General features: G+C 71.6%; 14 protein-coding genes. 3 read left to right on the forward strand and 11 right to left on the reverse strand.

Going from position 1 to position 15722, the window contains the following annotated elements; translation table 11 throughout:
- Nucleotides 1-9: 9 nt before the first annotated feature.
- The 9 genes from ACWDVB_RS01615 to ACWDVB_RS01655 form a co-directional block, all read right to left on the reverse strand.
- Entirely contained in the window at nucleotides 10-741 is a 732-nt protein-coding gene (locus tag ACWDVB_RS01615) for a TSUP family transporter (RefSeq protein ID WP_451515520.1), read from the reverse strand.
- Nucleotides 734-1975, reverse strand: coding sequence for an MFS transporter (locus tag ACWDVB_RS01620; protein WP_451515519.1), 1242 nt, complete (start codon nucleotides 1973-1975; stop codon nucleotides 734-736). The genes ACWDVB_RS01615 and ACWDVB_RS01620 overlap by 8 nt, the downstream gene beginning before the upstream one ends.
- Nucleotide 1976: 1 nt before the next feature.
- The gene (locus ACWDVB_RS01625; RefSeq protein WP_451515518.1) at nucleotides 1977-2942 is read right to left on the reverse strand and encodes a diiron oxygenase; all 966 of its coding nucleotides are present in this window, start codon (nucleotides 2940-2942) and stop codon (nucleotides 1977-1979) included.
- Complete coding sequence (gene ectB / locus ACWDVB_RS01630) at nucleotides 2939-4324, reverse strand: diaminobutyrate--2-oxoglutarate transaminase (RefSeq protein ID WP_451515517.1); 1386 nt, start codon at nucleotides 4322-4324, stop codon at nucleotides 2939-2941. The genes ACWDVB_RS01625 and ectB overlap by 4 nt, the downstream gene beginning before the upstream one ends.
- Complete coding sequence (locus ACWDVB_RS01635; protein ID WP_451515516.1) at nucleotides 4321-5295, reverse strand: 3-methyl-2-oxobutanoate hydroxymethyltransferase; 975 nt, start codon at nucleotides 5293-5295, stop codon at nucleotides 4321-4323. Before ACWDVB_RS01635 ends, ectB begins: the two co-directional genes overlap by 4 nt.
- Entirely contained in the window at nucleotides 5285-6457 is a 1173-nt protein-coding gene (locus ACWDVB_RS01640; protein ID WP_451515515.1) for a pyridoxal phosphate-dependent aminotransferase, read from the reverse strand. The genes ACWDVB_RS01635 and ACWDVB_RS01640 overlap by 11 nt, the downstream gene beginning before the upstream one ends.
- A gap of 9 nt (nucleotides 6458-6466) precedes the next feature.
- Nucleotides 6467-7846, reverse strand: a complete 1380-nt coding sequence (locus ACWDVB_RS01645; RefSeq protein WP_451515514.1) for an LLM class flavin-dependent oxidoreductase — start codon at nucleotides 7844-7846, stop codon at nucleotides 6467-6469.
- 264 nt (nucleotides 7847-8110) lie between these two features.
- Nucleotides 8111-8821: a DUF7342 family protein gene (locus ACWDVB_RS01650; RefSeq protein ID WP_451515513.1), complete on the reverse strand. Its 711-nt coding sequence runs from the start codon at nucleotides 8819-8821 to the stop codon at nucleotides 8111-8113.
- The gene (locus tag ACWDVB_RS01655) at nucleotides 8818-9489 is read right to left on the reverse strand and encodes a sensor histidine kinase (protein ID WP_451515512.1); all 672 of its coding nucleotides are present in this window, start codon (nucleotides 9487-9489) and stop codon (nucleotides 8818-8820) included. Before ACWDVB_RS01655 ends, ACWDVB_RS01650 begins: the two co-directional genes overlap by 4 nt.
- Before the next feature lie 243 nt (nucleotides 9490-9732).
- On the opposite strand from ACWDVB_RS01655, the gene ACWDVB_RS01660 reads away from it, so the two are divergent.
- Nucleotides 9733-11013: an ATP-grasp domain-containing protein gene (locus ACWDVB_RS01660; RefSeq protein ID WP_451515511.1), complete on the forward strand. Its 1281-nt coding sequence runs from the start codon at nucleotides 9733-9735 to the stop codon at nucleotides 11011-11013.
- Between the two features lie 40 nt (nucleotides 11014-11053).
- Nucleotides 11054-12082 (forward strand): ketopantoate reductase family protein, encoded by a 1029-nt coding sequence (locus tag ACWDVB_RS01665; RefSeq protein WP_451515510.1) that lies wholly within the window; start codon nucleotides 11054-11056, stop codon nucleotides 12080-12082.
- On the opposite strand, the gene ACWDVB_RS01670 is transcribed toward ACWDVB_RS01665, so the two are convergent.
- Entirely contained in the window at nucleotides 12066-13241 is a 1176-nt protein-coding gene (locus ACWDVB_RS01670) for a spore photoproduct lyase family protein (protein ID WP_451515509.1), read from the reverse strand. The two genes, ACWDVB_RS01665 and ACWDVB_RS01670, sit on opposite strands and share 17 nt — an antisense overlap.
- A 355-nt stretch (nucleotides 13242-13596) precedes the next feature.
- Entirely contained in the window at nucleotides 13597-14229 is a 633-nt protein-coding gene (locus ACWDVB_RS01675; protein WP_451515508.1) for an HD domain-containing protein, read from the reverse strand.
- Between the two features lie 209 nt (nucleotides 14230-14438).
- Here ACWDVB_RS01675 and ACWDVB_RS01680 point away from each other — a divergent pair, with 209 nt between their 5' ends.
- Entirely contained in the window at nucleotides 14439-15410 is a 972-nt protein-coding gene (locus ACWDVB_RS01680; RefSeq protein ID WP_451515507.1) for a transaldolase family protein, read from the forward strand.
- Nucleotides 15411-15722 lie beyond the last annotated feature (312 nt).

Here is a 15722-nt window from a genome sequence, read left to right on the forward strand (position 1 = left end):
TCATGCCGTTCATATGGCGACCAGCCCCCGCACGATCAGGACGACCGCCGCGACCACCGCGAGGACGAGCACCGCGCCGCGCGCCCGGCCCCCGCCGTCGACATGCCGCCGGACCGGCCCCGACAGGGCGAACCCGGCGACCACCGCGGGCAACAGCAGGGCGCCGAACGCAAGTTGCTCGCCCGGCAGACGGCCCACGACGGTGAGGGAGCCGAGCGAGAGCAGCGTCCCCGCCGTGTAGAAGACGCTGAGGGTGCCGCGGATCGTGGGCCCGGACTCCCGGTGGTAGACGAGCGCGATGAACGGGCCGCCGATGGACGACGTCGTCCCGGTGAGGCCCGCCACGGCTCCGGAGGCGATCAGGGTGCCCCGGTTCTTCGGCAGTCTGGCCGGGTCGAAGGCGAGCAGCGAGACGACCCCCAGGGTGATGCCCGCCGAGAGCAGGTCGAGCATCGGCACCGAGACCACGAGGATGACGTACGAGGCCGCCGCCGTGCCCGCGATCCGCCCGCCCATCGCCCAGGACACGCCGCGCCAGTCGGTGTGGGAGATCTCCCTGACCGCCCCGAGCACCGCGAGGACGGCGGCGACCAGGAGCAGCGACCCCGGCATGAGACGCGGCGCGGCGATCTGCACCACCGGCGCCGACACCAGGGCGAGGCCCACTCCCAGGCTGCCCTGGACGAGCGCGCCGAGGAACACCGCGACGGACGCGCAGACCAGGACGGGCAGTTCAGGCATCGACGGGCACCCCGGCGCGCATCCGCTCCCCGGCGGCGCGGGCGACCCGCTCGGCGGCGCCGCCCGCCACCACGAGCACCGCCGCGGCCACCACCCAGCCGAGCGGACCGGAGCCGATCAGCAGCCCGGTGACCAGCACGGGGCCGAGGACCCGCTGTCCGGCCACGCTCAGATTGAAGACGGAGAGGTAGCGTCCGCGCTGCTCCTCGGGGGCCAGGGCGATGGACAGGTCCCACACCGCGGAGTTGGCGATCACCTCGGCGAGGGACAGCGTCACCACGGCGGTGGCCAGCCACGCCACCGCCGGGCCGGACGCGACGGAGCCGGACGCGGCGAAGCAGAGGCTGCTCACCGCGAGCACGGCGCCCGTCCACGTCAGCATCCGGGCGGTGCGCCGCTGACCGGTCGCCAGCTTGCTGACCGGGATCTGCAGCACCACGACGAGCGCGGTGTTCAGCGCGAACAGCACGGACACGGTGACCCGCGGGGCGTCCGTGTGCTCCAGGACCCACACGGGCATCGCGACCAGCAGCATCGTGTCGAAGAAGAACAGCAGGAAGTTCAGCCCGGTCAGCGCCAGATAGCGCCCGTCGGGCAACACCCGCCCCTTGACCGGCCGTTCCCCGCCGGGGGCCGCCGAGGCCACCGAGGAGGTCGCGGCCGTCGGCGCCGCCAGCTCGGGCACCCGCAGCACGAGCACCGCGCCGCCCAGGAAGGCCAGCCCGATGGTCACCAGCGTGACCCGGTAGGCCGCCTGGGTGTCGCCGATCAGCGCGACACCGGCCGCCATCGCGCCGACGCCGAGACCACAGTTGCGTACGACATTGACCACCGCGAGCAGCCGGGTACGCTCCTGACGCTCCGGCACGGCCACCGCGACCAGCGCCTGGAGCACGGGAGGCCCCGCCCGGTCGCACGCCACCGCGCACAGCGTCACCGCCATGAACTGCCAGAAGTCCGTGACGAAGACGTACGCCACACAGCACACCCCGCGCCCCAGGTACACGGCCGCGAGCACCCGCCGCGCCCCGTACCGGTCGGCGAGGACCCCGCCGAGCAGCGAGATCCCGAGGGCCACGATCCCGGCGAGGGCGAGCCCGGAGGCCACCTGGTTCGCCGAGAGGTCCACCTGCCGGGTGAAGTACGCCATGGAACTCGCCATGAACAGGCCGATGCCGAGCGACTGGACGAGCGCGGCGACGGCGAGCCTGCGGCCGCCCGCGGTGAGCTTCACGTCACTCGTCCCCGAAGTCGAAGTCGACCTGGTCCTCTAGCTCCATCTCGCGCACGATGCGCCGCACCCCGGAGAAGTCGCGCACCAGCAGGCCGGTGCCGGCCTGGCGGCGGCAGTCCTCGACGATCTCGTCGGCCTTCTCGAACCCGGCCGCCCGCAGAATGCCGGGCCACACCGCGAAGTCCTGTTCCACGAAGGCGTGCAGCGCCTTGGGCAGCGAGTCGGCGAAGGCGCGGCGCTGTTCGGCGTTCATGTGCACGTACAGCGCCTTGGCGACCTCGACCATGACGGAGGAGTGCGCGGACTCGTCGCGGGCGTGCAGCCGGGGCACGAGGGAGTGCAGCGGCTGGACGGTCCTGTCGCGGGAGAGCAGTTCCAGATAGGCGTTGACGCTGATCTCCGAGACAGTCGTCCACACCAGCTTCAGCAGGTCCTTCTCCCAGCGCTCCGACAGCTTCGCGTCGGCCTCCAGGAGGCGGCGGTAGGTGACCGTGTGCGGATAGGCGGGCTCGCCGGTGATCTGCCGGACGTCGCGGGTGCGCTGCATCGCGATCATGTGCATGTACGTGTGCCAGACCTCGTCCACGTGCGTCTGCTGGACGGCGCGCTTGAGCTGGATTCCGTCGGCACCGGGGAAGGCACCGTGCATGATCATGGCGAAGGTGGGGTTGGCGACGTACTCCTCGGCCGCGATGACCCGCTCGTTGTAGACGAGCCAGGCCATGGTGAGGACCTTCTGGCGCTGCTCGGGCGTGGCCGCGAGGTACAGCGGGTGCGCGGCGAACGGCAGCAGGTGCTCGGGGTAGTCCGGCAGCCGCTCGTCGTACTCCTCCGGCTCCGATATCCGGTCCAGATCGGTGCGGATCGTGGCGCGCCGCGGCCAGGTGTCGGCGATCCGGCGCAGCACGGTCTCGTCGATGTGCTCGAACCCGTCCTCGACGGTGTGCTCGTGCTCGGTGATGCTCAACTCGACTCCCCTTCGTTTACGGCGCCTTGGGCGGCCGCGGTGATGGCATCGGCCAGCAGGGCGAGGCCGGGCGCCAGCTCTCCGGCGTCCGCCACGATCGGCGGCATGATCTTGAGGACCTGGCCGCGTGCGCCGGACGTCTCCACCAGGAGCCCGCGCGTGAAGGCGGCCCGCGACACCCGGTCCGCGAGCGCCGGGTCGGTGAAGCCGAGCCCGCGGATCAGACCGCGGCCGAGCACGGTGCAGCCGAGGTCCGCGAACTCGGCGGCCAGCTCGGCGAGTCGCTCCTCCAGCGCGGCGGCGTTGCGCAGCACCCGCGCGGCGAACTCCGGCTCCGCCCAGCGGTCCAGACAGGCCGTGGCGGTGACGAAGGCGAGGTTGTTGCCGCGGAACGTGCCGCTGTGCTCGCCGGGGCCCAGCTGGTCCAGCTCGGGGCGGACCAGGACGAGGGCCATGGGCAGGCCGAAGCCGCTGATGGACTTGGACAGGCAGATCAGGTCGGGGACGATGCCCGCCTCTTCGAAGCTGAAGAAGGTGCCGGTACGTCCGCACCCGGCCTGGATGTCGTCGACGATCAGCAGGATGCCCCGCTCGCGCGCCACGTCGGCGAGGCTGCGCAGCCACGGCGCACTCGCCGCCGTGAGGCCGCCCTCGCCCTGCACGGTCTCCACCACGAAGGCCGCGGGCAGGTCGATGCCGCTGCCCGGGTCGTCGAGCATCCGGGTGAGGTAGTCGATGGTGTCGACGCCCTCACCCGCGTACCCCTCGTACGGCATGCGCGTGACGTGGCCGAGCGGCACCCCGGCCGCGCCGCGCTTGAACGAGGTGGCGGACGCGGCGAGCGCCCCGAGCGAGAGGCCGTGGAAGCCGCCGGTGAAGGCGATGATGTCGGTGCGTCCGGTGACCCGGCGGGCCGTCTTGAACGCCGCTTCCACGGCGTTGGTGCCGGTCGGCCCCGTGAACTGCACCCGGTGGTCGAGACCGCGCGGGGCGAGCACCACCTCGCGGAAGCGGTGCAGGAACGCGGCCTTGGCGCCGGTGTGCAGATCGAGGCCGTGGACGGGCCCGTCGGCCTGGAGGTAGTCGATGAGGGCGGCGCGCACCTCGGGCGGGTTGTGGCCGTAGTTCAGCGCGCCGGCGCCCGACAGGAAGTCGATGTACTCGCGGCCGTCCGCGTCCCACATGCGGTGTCCCGACGCCCGCGTGAAGACGGCGGGGAAACGGCGGCAGTAGGTGCGTACGGCCGATTCGAGCTCGTCGAAGACGGCCGTGTCGGTCCCAGGGGTCACCGGGTCGGTGGTGACCGGTTCGGCGGTGACCGGTTCGGCGGTGACCGGTTCGGCGGTGACCGGTTCGGCGGTGACCGGTTCGGCGGTGGTCATGAGGCACTCCAAGGGTCGATGCCGGTGATCTCGGCCGTCTCGCGGGGGGTCAGCGCGGTGCGCGGGGAGAGCGGGAACCAGCCCGCGAGGCTGAGCCGCAGCAGCTCGCGCATGCGGTCGGCGATCAGCTCCGGGGTGTAGCGCTCCGCCACCTCGGCCGCGTCGATCACCGGGGTCGGCGGGAAGTACCGGCCGCCGGGCACGGGGCGTACGACGGCGTCCCACAGGTTGAGGCTCTGGCCGCCCCAGCGGGCCCGGCCGCTGAACACCGAGTACAGCGGCAGCCCTTCGGGGTGTGGCCTGCTCAGCGCCTGGTTCACGGCCTCGCTGACCATCTCGACGATCAGTCCGCAGCCGCCCGCGTCCCGGGCCCGGCGGGCCTGCGCGAAGAGGATCAGCGCGCCGTCCAGGGCGTCGCCGTGCCGGGCCAGGCCGCCGCGCTGCGGGGTGTAGCCGAGGTGCGCCAGGGTGGGTGTGCCGGTCGCGGCCACCGCCTCGACGCAGCCGAACTCGCCCTCCCCCGCCACCTCGATCTTGACGGCGTCGGCGCCCGCGTCGGCGAACCGGGCGGCGGCGGCGCGGGCCGCGGCGGTGTCGGCGGTCGCCCCGTCCGGCAGGTCGGCGAGCAGGAACGGCCGCCTGTCCGCCGGGAATTCGGCGTCGAGCGCCTTGCGCACCTCGGCCACCAGGCCGGTCAGGGTCGCGAGGCCCCACTCCTGCTCGTCGGGGCCGGACAGCGCGGTGGTGCCACGGCCCAGGTGCGTCATGAAGTACGAGTCGCCGACCATCACGCACTCGACGGGGGCGCCGCGCAGATCCGGTGCGCGCAGCGCCTCGGCGAGGCCCTCCACCTCGTAGCCCCGATACGCGTTGATCTTGAGGCCGAGCTGTGCCGGGCTGTCGTACCGGTGCAGATACGGAGCCAGCGCGGAAGCCGCCGCCGGCCTGGTCATGGTGGTGTCAACGGTCAAGGCCGCCGCCCTCCCAGTAGATCTTGTTGATTCGGCCGATGGCGTCCGCGACGGCCTCTTCGGGTGCCGCGGTGAAGCAGAGCCGGGCCCAGCCGTCGCAGTGGCCGCCGAAGACCCGGCCCGGTGCGAGTCCGACCCCCGCCTCGGCGCAGCGGCGCACGAAGGCCGCGCCGTCGCCGTACCGGCTCAGGTCGAGGAAGGTGTAGAGCCCGCCCGCGACGCGGGTGTGCGGGACCTCCAGCGCGGCGTCGGCGAGGTGCCAGGCCCGCTCCGCGAGCGCGCGGCGCCGCGCGAGTTCGTCGGCGGGGGTGGCCAGTGCGCGGAACGCGGTGTACTGCGCGGCCGTGGACACGGAGTACAGCGTGTGGAGCGACCACTTGGTGAGGGTCTCCTCCGCGCCGGGCGGGGAGATCAGATGGCCCACGCGGGCGCCTGGCATCGCGTACGTCTTGCTGCAGCTGTGCACCGAGAAGGTGCGCTCGGCCGCGCCGGGGACGGTCGCCGTGTCGAGGAAACCGCCGTCGTCGAAGTCGTAGTTCTCGTACGCGTTGTCGGCGATCAGCCACAGGTCGTGCCGCTCGGCCAGCTCGGCGAGCGCGCCGAGGGCACGCTCGTCCAGGCGGAAGCCCGTCGGGTTGTTGGGGTTGTTGAAGTAGATCGCGCGGGTGCGCGGCCCGACGGCCCGCTCGATCGCCGCGACGAAGTCGAAGCCGGGGTCCTCGCACAGCTCCAGGAAGACGGGCACCTCGCGCGGCGTGCCGCCGGCCGCCCACACCAGTCCGGTGGCGAACAGCCACTGCGGGGAGAGGATGAGGACCTCGTCGCCCGGGCTCAGGATGGCGTGCAGGGTCACCGCGATGGCGTGGGTGGCGCCGCTCGTCACCAGGATCTGCCCGGGGTCGACGGGGGTGCCCCGGCGTCGGCTCGCCGCGTCGGCGAACGCCGTGCGCAGCGCGGGGACTCCGGCGGGCGGCGCGTGCTCGTGGGCCGCGATCCCGAACTCCGCGCGCTCCCAGGTGGCAGGGCGCGCGCACGGCTCGAAGACGGTCTTTCCCTGCTGCAGCGGTACCGGTTCGGCGTGCGCGCCGGAGCGCAGCAGCCGGTCGACGGCCACCAGCGGGGAGGGTGGTATCTCGCTGAGGGTTCTACCGAAGGACGGCATGAGGTGTACTTACTCCTGGACTTGGAACGGGCCTGGGCCGAGCGGAAGTCCGGCGGCGGCGCCCCGTGCGGGCCGGTCGATGCCGAGGTTTCCGCGCAGGGTGGTGCTCTCGTACTCGGTGCGGAAAAGGCCCCGGCGCTGCAGTTCGGGCACCACGAGGTCGACGAAGTCGTCCAGGCCCTCGGGGAGGACGGGCGGCATGACGTTGAAGCCGTCGGCGGCCTCGCCGGTGAACCACTCCTCCATGAGGTCGGCGACGTCCTGGGGGGTGCCGATGACGATGCGGTGTCCGCGGCCCCCGGTCAGGGACCGGTACAGCTCCTTGATCGTCAGACCTTCGCGGCGCGCCTTGTCGTAGACGAGCTGCTGGCGGCTCGTGCTGCCCTCGGTGGGCGGCAGTTCGGGCAGCGGTCCGTCCAGCGGGCAGCCGGAGATGTCGATGTCGCCGAGGAGCTGGGTGAGCAGCCCGAGACCGACGACCGGGTCGACCAGTTCCTGGAGTACGGCGTACTTGTCCTCGGCCTCCGCGCGGGTGCGGCCGATCACCGGGAAGAGGCCCGGCATCACCTTCATCCGGCCCGGGTCGCGCCCGTAGGCGGCGGCCTGCCGCTTCATGCCGCGGTAGAACGTCCGGGCCTCGTCCAGGGTCTGGGCGGCGGTGAACACCACCTCGGCCCAGCGGGCGGCGAAGTCCTGGCCGTCCGCGGAGGCGCCCGCCTGGATGAGCACGGGGTAGCCCTGGGGCGAGCGGGCCACGTTGAGCGGGCCACGCACCGAGAAGTGTTCGCCCTTGTGGTCCAGTACGTGCATCCCGGCGGGCTCGAAGTAGCGCCCGGACTCCTTGTCGTACCCGAACGCGTCGTCGTCCCAGCTGTCCCAGAGGCCGGTGACGACCTCCATGAACTCCCTGGCCCGGTGGTAGCGCGACGCGTGGTCGGGCTGGGATTCGCGGTTGAAGTTCCGCGCCTCGGCGTCCGTCACCGAGGTGACGATGTTCCAGGCGGCCCGGCCGGCGCTGAGGTGGTCGATCGAGGCGAACTTCCGGGCGATGTGGAACGGTTCGTTGTACGTCGTCGACGCGGTCGCCGCGAGACCGATGTGCGTGGTGTGCACGGCGAGGGCGGACAGCAGCGTCAGCGGGTCGAACTGGAGGAAGCGGCCCCAGCGGCTCAGCTCGTCGGCGTCGCGGTACGGGGTGCGGATGCCCACTCCGTCGGCGACGAAGAACATGTCGAACTTGCCGCGTTCGGCGGTGTGCAGGAGCTCGCGGTAGTGGGCGAAGTCCAGGCCGCCGTCCGCGCGGGCCGTGGGGTGCCGCCAGGAGGCCACGTGGTACCCGGGGGTCAGCAGAAAGGCTCCCAGACGGAGCGTACGGCGGGTCGCGCCCATAGCGGATCTCCGGTGTCCTTGCAGGTGAGGGCTGTGGTGAGGGCTTCGGAACGAGACGGACACTAGATCAGGGGACGGGGCGGGACACGGTTCTGCGTGCACTGTGGCTTTACCGCGGAAAGCGCCCTCTGCTTCTTTTGACTACCGGGCGGTAACGGCGAGTGACGCCCGTCGGCGCCCGATGGCCCGAGGGAACGGCGCAGGCCCCGCATCCTTCGGGGATGCGGGGCCTGGTGGACGCGGGGGCCGCTGAGAGGGGGCCGCTCAGGCAGGGCGCGGGCGCGCGTGGGAGGCGTCGCCGTGTCGTGCGGACTCGTAGTGGTGTTCGGGGCGGCCGGCGCCCCCGTACTTCAGGGTGAGCTGGACGCTGCCGCGCTCCTGCAGCCGCTTGAGGTAACGCTGCGCGGTGGAGCGGCTGACCCCGGTGAGGTCGGCCACCTCCTGCGCGGAGAGCGCCTTGCCGGCCTGGAGCAGGACATCGCGGATGCGCTCGGTGGTGGCGGCTGAGTACCCCTTGGGCGGCGCTTCCACCGGGACCGGCGCGTGGAGCGTGCCGAAGATCTCGTCCACCTCGCCCTGTCCCAGGTCGTCGAACCGGTCGAGACGGTTGCGCATCTGCGCGTACGACGTCAACTTGGCCCGCAGCGCCGGGAACCCGAACGGCTTGACGAGGTACTGCAGGACGCCGTTGCTCAGCGCCGAGCGCACCAGCTCCGCGCCGTGGGCCGCCGAGACCATGATGACGTCGGTCTCGTGGCCGAGTCGGCGGAGCCTGCGCACCAGCTGGAGCCCGTCCTCATCGGGGAGGTAGTGGTCGAGCAGCATCAGATCGACGCCGCCGCGTTCGACGGCCGCCAGCGCCCCGGCGGCCGTGTGCGCCCGGCCGACGACGCGGAATCCCGGGATGCGGGAGACGTAGGCGGAGTTGACCTCGGCGACGTAGAAGTCGTCGTCCACGACCAGAACGTCGATCATGATGCGGTTCCCGCCGCGACAGGCAGTGCGCGGGGCAGCCGGACCGTGAACACGGCCCCGCCGCCCGGCCGTTCGCTCAGCAGGACCGACCCGCCGTAGCGTCGCGCGACGCCGTGGACGAGCGCGAGGCCGAGCCCCCGGCCGCGGTGCGGCGGCGCCTGCTTCGTCGACCAGCCCTCGCGGAACACCGCGGTGTGCAGGGCGGCCGGCACGCCGGGTCCGTTGTCGGCGACGCGCAGCACGGTGGCGCCGCTTGGTTCCGACCACACGCCGACTTCGGCGAAGGGCTTTGCCGCACGGGGCGTGGAGGTGGGGTGCGTGGCCGTGGGATGGGTGGCCGCCGAGTGCGTGGCCGCCGCGTCGACGGCGTTGTCGATGAGATTGCCGAGCACTGTCACGAGGTCGTGCGAGGCGACGGCGGCGCGGGACGCGCGCGACGGCGGCGGCTGGTCGGCGAGGCGGAGGGTGACGCCCCGCTCGGCGGCGGCCACCCGCTTGCCGGCGAGGAGGGCGTGCAGGAGCGACTCGGACCGCCGCTCCGGCGCGGGCTCACCGGCGAGTTCGGCGACGAACTGCCGTGCCCGTCCGTACATTTTCAGATCGAGCAGGCCCGCGAGGGTGTGCAGGTAATTCGCCAGCTCATGGTCACGGACCGACGGCGTTGCCAAGAAATTCAGTTGGTTCTTCAACTTCCCCCCTGTGCAAGATCACGATCTCAAGTCCCCTGCATTCCTACACGGCCGGAATGAGCAGAACAATCTTTCCGAGGTAAAGCGAAGGTATTCGTCACGATGGCCCTGACCTGGGCACATGCACCTAGCCTTGGTCCCGCACGCGACCGGACGCGTGCTTTTCAGGAGTCCTGGGAGGTGCCGGTGAAAACTGGAGCAGAACGGAATGTTCTGGCTTTTGTGGACAGCGACTATGCGGACACTCCGTACGACAAGTGGGCCGACGATACGGGCGTACGTCCGCACCTTCTGGTCTCCGCGGCCAAATTCCCGCAGTATCGGCATGTTCCGGACACCACTTCCATCGCCGACTACCGGGAGGGCGGCGACGCGGAGCGGACGGCCCTCGACCTCGCCGCGCGCATGCCGCCCGGCGCGGTGGTCGCCCGGATGGAGGGCGACCTGCTGCGCGCCGCGCGGCTGCGGGAGCTGCTGGGCGTGCCGGGCCAGGACTTCGCCAGCGCCCTCGGGTTCCGCGACAAGGTCCACATGAAGACGCTGGTGCGCCGCAGCGGCCTGGAGGTACCGGAGTTCGCCCCGGTACGCGTCGCCTTCGACCTCTTCGGCTTCGTCCGCGAGCACGGCTATCCGGTGGTGGTGAAACCCGCCTTCGGTTCCGGTTCCACGGCCACGCAGGTGCTGCGCGGCCCCGCGGACCTGACCCGGCTCCTCGCCGATGGCCTGCCCGAACAGGCCGAGGTGGAGCGGTTCGTGGAGGGCCCGATGTACGTGGTCGACGGACTGGTGGTGGCGGGCGCGCCGGTGGCCGCGTTCGTCTCGCGCTACCTCAACGACTGCCTGTCCTTCCGCGACGGCACGTACCTGGGCTCGGCGCAGCTGACCCGCGACCACCCGCTGACGGACCGGCTCATCGGCTACGCGCGGAAGATCCTCGACGCGCTGCCCACCCCCGAGTGCACCACCTTCCACCTGGAGGTCTTCCACACGCCCGACGACCGCCTCGTGCTGTGCGAGATCGGCAGCAGGACCGGCGGCGCGCTGACCGCCCCCGCCATCCGCGCCGCCACCGGCTTCGACCTCGACGAGCAGTGGTTCCGGGCCCAGGTGGCCCCGCACGGCACCCTCGACACCGGGATGCACGGCGTCGCGCCCGGACGGAGCGCGGGCTGGGTCGTCTTCTACCCCGAACGGGCCACGCTGGCGGCCCTCCCCGCGGACCCCCCGCCCTTCGTGGCGGAGGAACGCCTGCGGGGTACGGTGGGCACGGCGTACCACGGGGGCGAGAAGTCCGGTATGTACGTGGCGGGTTACGTCCTGACCGGCGCCGACGACCAGGAGGTCGAGCGGCGCGCACAGGAGCTCGCCCGGTGGTACGCCGAGGGGGTGCGGTGGACGGGCCACCACGGCGAGGACGACCACCACGGGCACGACCGCAGGCACGACCGCAGGCACGACTACGGGGACGGCCACGGGGACAGCCATGGGGACGCCCGCACCTGATAACAATTCACGTCGCGGAGAGCCAGGGAGCGGAAACGGAATGCGCTACATCATCATCGGGTCCGGAGCAGTCGGCGGTTCGATCGGGGGACGGCTGCACGAAAGCGGTCGGCCGGTCGTCCTGGTGGCCCGCGGCGCGCACTTCGAGGCGCTGCGCGACAGCGGGCTGCGCCTCACGGTCCCCACCGGCACGCTCACTCTCGACGTACCGGTCGTGACACGCCCCGAGGACGTCGAACTGCGCGCCGACGACGTACTCGTACTCGCCGTCAAGACCCAGGACAGCGTGGCCGCCCTCGACGCATGGGCGGCGCGGCCGGTGGCGGGCGGCGGCACGGCGGGCGAACGCCTGCCTCTGGTGTGCGCCCAGAACGGCGTGGAGAACGAACGCCTGGCGCTGCGCCGCTTCCGCGAGGTGTACGGGGTCTGCGTCATCCTGCCCAGCAGCCATCTGAACCCGGGCGAGGTCGTCGCGCCCTGCGGCCCGTACACCGGCGCGCTGGTCATCGGCCGGTACGGGGCGGCCGTGGATGAGGAGGGGACGGGGGGCACGGACGACACCGCCCGGCGGATCGCGGACGACCTGGAGAAGGCCCAGTTCCTGGCACCGGTGGTGACGGACGTGATGCGCTGGAAGTACGGCAAACTCCTGGGCAACCTCGCCAACGTCGTAGAGGCGGTGTGCGGTTCCGCGTCGGACGCCCCCGCGAAGGACCTGATCGCTCGGGCGAAGGCCGAGGGTGCCGCGGCCCTCGACGCCGCCGGGATCGCCTACGCGAGCGGTGCCGAGATAACCGAGCTGCGCACCGGGACGGTCGACCCCCAGCCGATACCCGGCGAGCGCGCCCGCGGCTCGTCCTGGCAGAGCCTGGCGAGGGGCGCGGGTTCGATCGAGACGGACTACCTCAACGGAGAGATGGTGCTGCTGGGCCGCCGGCACGGCGTGCCCACCCCGGTGAACGCGGCCCTCCAGGATGCCGCCCGGGAGAGCGTGCGCATGCGCCGGCAGCCGGGTGGCCTGTCGGCCGAGGAGCTGAGCGGACGCGTAGGCATCAGAAGGCGTACCTGACGCGCAGCCAGGGCACGAGCTCCGCGAGGAGTTGCCGGAGCCGTGCCAGGGACTGCTGCTTGACCTCAAGGGCGTAGCGAACGTTCAAGGCCCCGTTCTGTGAGCGCTTGACCTCCTGGATGTCCGGCTGCCAGAGCACTTCCTCGGCGCGGGGGTGCCACCCCAGGTTGACCTCGTGCAACGCCTGGTTGTGGGTCAGCATGATGACCTCGGCGGCTGCCTGCTCCTTCACCCGGGCGGGCAGCACGTCGTCGAGGTGGGTGAGCAGGTCGGCCCAGTCCCGCTCCCAGCCGGGGCGCAGGACGACGGGCGAGAGGTTGAAATGAACCTCGTAGCCGGCGTCGAGGAAGTCGGCGGCAGCGGCGATCCGCTCATCGACCGGACTGGTGCGGATGTCCAGGAGCCGGGCGTCGTCGGGCGGCATGACGGAGAAGCGCACCCGCGTACGCCCCTGCGGATCGAGCGCGAGCAGATCGGGATTGACGAACTTCGTCGCGAAGGACGCCTTGGCCGTCGGCAGGCCGCGGAACGCGGCGATCAGATCCGCGGTGTTGTCGCAGACCAGGGCGTCGACGGAGCAGTCACCGTTCTCGCCGATGTCGTAGACCCACGCCCGGGGATCGCACTGGTTGGGTGCCGTCTTGGTCCCCTGCGCCCGTACGTGGCGCCGGACATGGGCCACGATCGCCTCGATATTGGTGAACAGGGTAATGGGATTGGCGTAACCCTTGCGACGGGGCACATAGCAGTAGGCGCAGGCCATCGCGCACCCGTTGGAGGGGCCGGGGGCGATCCAGTCGGCCGACCTGCCGTTGGGCCGCGTCACGAGATGGTGCTTGACCCCGAGGACAAGCGTCTCGGTCTTGATACGCACCCACCGACCGATGTTGCCGTCGTTCCCGTGCAGCGAGGGAATCCGCCAGTGGCTGTCGACCTCGGTCACCCGCACCCCCGGCAGCCGGGCCATGATCTGCTGCCCGCGCGGAGAGTCGAGAGCCGCGGGCTCCGCGTAGACCTCCCGCACATCGAGCATCCGCCGCGCCTCCGGACTGTCCCGAAACGCCCCGTGCACGGCGCGCCCCGGCACGGCATCCGCCCACCCGAAAAGCGCCTGCTGCTCACCGTCTCCCGAGCCGGATCCCGCCACTGCCCCATCCACGTGCTGCCCCTTTCCGCTCCAAGGGTCTCAGTCGCGGCGCGTGGGAGGTGGGAGGGCGGAGGGCGACATGCCCGGCAATTCCGGGCCGGTTACGGGGCAAGGGGACATGTCAGGCGCGGCGCGGCGCGGCGCGCGGCTGGGCAGAGGCCTGGCGGGGGCGCCGGGTTCGCCCCGGCGCCGCCGGCCGCCGCGGACGCGGGACCAGTGACCGTGGTGGCAAAAGTCATGGCGGTGAGGAGCCGAAGACCGCCCAGCGCTTGAGGGAGCGCGTATGGAGACAGATGGACTTCATGACGTCTCACGGACCCATTCTCAGTGGGGTGGCGGGAGCGGTCGGCGGGCGGCGGGCGGTGCATCACTCGGGCCAGCGCGAGTCGGTGATGACGTCGACGAAGTTCGGCCGGACGTAGCCCTCGGTGTAGCGCGCGAGGACATCGGCCTTGATGTTGCCGAAGGTGGTGTCGGGGCGGTGCGCGATGCCGTCGTTGAAAGCCTGCAGAATCCGGCGCTTGAAGTCGGGGCGCGGGTGCGCCGCGACCACGGCGGCCCGCTGCTCGTCGGTTATGTCGTCGTAGCCGATGCCCAGGACGTCGAGTTCGACACCGGCCGTGACCAGGGCGATCTCCGGGGCCATATGGGTGGGGATCTCGGGGGTGGTGTGCAGGGCGATGGCCTCCCACACCACGCGGGCCGCGTCCTTCGTGACGCCGCGCGCCAGAAGGAACTCCCTGGCGTCCTCGGCGCCGTCGATCTCGAAACGGCGAGTGGAGGCGTGGTGCTTCTCGGTGAGCCCGAGGTCGTGGAACATGGCGCCCACGTAGAGCAGTTCGGGGTCGTACGTCAGACCGCGACGGTCCCCTTGCAGTGCGCCGAAGAGGTACACGCGGCGGGAGTGATGGAAGATCAGTTCGTCTGCCGTGTCGCGGACCAGCTCTGTGGCCTCCTTGGCCAGGACGCTGTCGGGCACCTTGATGTCTGCGATGGTCATGCGTACTCCTGAGGGCGGGTTCAGCGGAAAGGGACTCGTCGGCGACGGGCAAGACAGTAGGTATCCGGCGGCCGGCGGCACAGGCCGTGGCCTGCGACTTCGTCAAGTGGCATGGAATCTGTCCCGCTTCGTCCCCGCTGCGCCGAAGACCTGACAGAGCCTGCGGGAAGCGCTGTTCCGGCGGGACGGCCCTCTCTAAGATCCGCCGCATGATGAGCCAAAGGGCTGTCGGCCTCGTGGAACAACTCGCCGCCGAGGGAGTCCAGTCATGGCTGGCCGTGGGAGACGCACCGCACATCGCCGTACCGGACCAGCTCCCGCACCTGCTCCGGACCCCTGACGGTGTGCTGCTTCCCGCGCACGTGCCGCCCGATCCGCAGGCTGTACAGCGGCTGTGCGAGCGAGCACGGAAGGCGCCCACGTTCCTGATCGGCGGGTCGCCCGGGCTGGTGTCGGCTCCGGTCGACCCCGCGTTCGCCGATGACGCTCCGTCCCTCGTGCGGGCCGCGCGGTCGCTCCGGGCCGACGTGGACCGGCCGAATCTGCTGGTCCAGATTCCGGCAACCGAGGCGGGCCTTGAAGCGATGAGCGAGTGTCTGGCCCGGGGCATCAGCGTGAACGCCACGCTGGTCTGCACGGTCGAGCAGGCCGACCGGGTCTTCGACGCACTGCTCGGCGGCATGGAACGCGCCCTGGTCGCGGGCACCGCTCCGATGGAGACCAGAGTCTTCCTGACCTGTCCGGTGGGCCTCTTGGACAACGCCGACGCACGGACCGCCGACGTACCGACCGCCGACGCACGGACCGCCGGCGTACCAACCGCCGGCGTGGCGATGGCCCGGCTGCTGTACGCGCTCCGCGAACGACGCCTGCGGAACACCTGGTGGCGGGTGCTGCGGGCCGGCAGTGTCGCTCCCCCGACGCTTCTGTGGTCGTCGCTCCAGACCCACCACCTGCCCCGGCTGGTCGGCTGGAACACCGGGGTCGCCCTCACCGCGCCTCAGCTGGAATCAGCTGCCCTGAAGGCGGAGTTGACGGGCGATGCCATGCCGGGCCTACGGGAAGGAGAGGAAGCACTGCTCCTGTCCGACGCGGACGGAGCCGGGCCCGGGACGGCCCCGGGTCTGCTCGCGGCGGAGCTGACCCGGTGCCGGAACGCCTGGCACGCCGCTGCCCACTGACCGGCGACGAGCAGTCGGTCGGGAGCCTCGGCCAGGAAGCGGCGGTGGGCACGGTAGCCGACGTCGACATAGGCGCACTCATGGAGGGAGCGGTACCGGTAAGAGCATCGGATGTAGGCATCACCCTGCCGCCCCGGAAATACGGCGGGAAGGCGCCTCCGCGACAGGCCGGGCCACCACCAACGGTGACCGGGCCACCAAACCCCCGTCTGACCTGCGCCTTTCACTTCAACAATCTGTTGACCTCCAGGTGACCCTTCTTTAGGGTTCTGCGGTTGCGGGCGAAGGCTCGACACGAGTCGGGGCGGAAGA

It is taken from the genome of Streptomyces sp. NPDC003379, assembly GCF_053589195.1.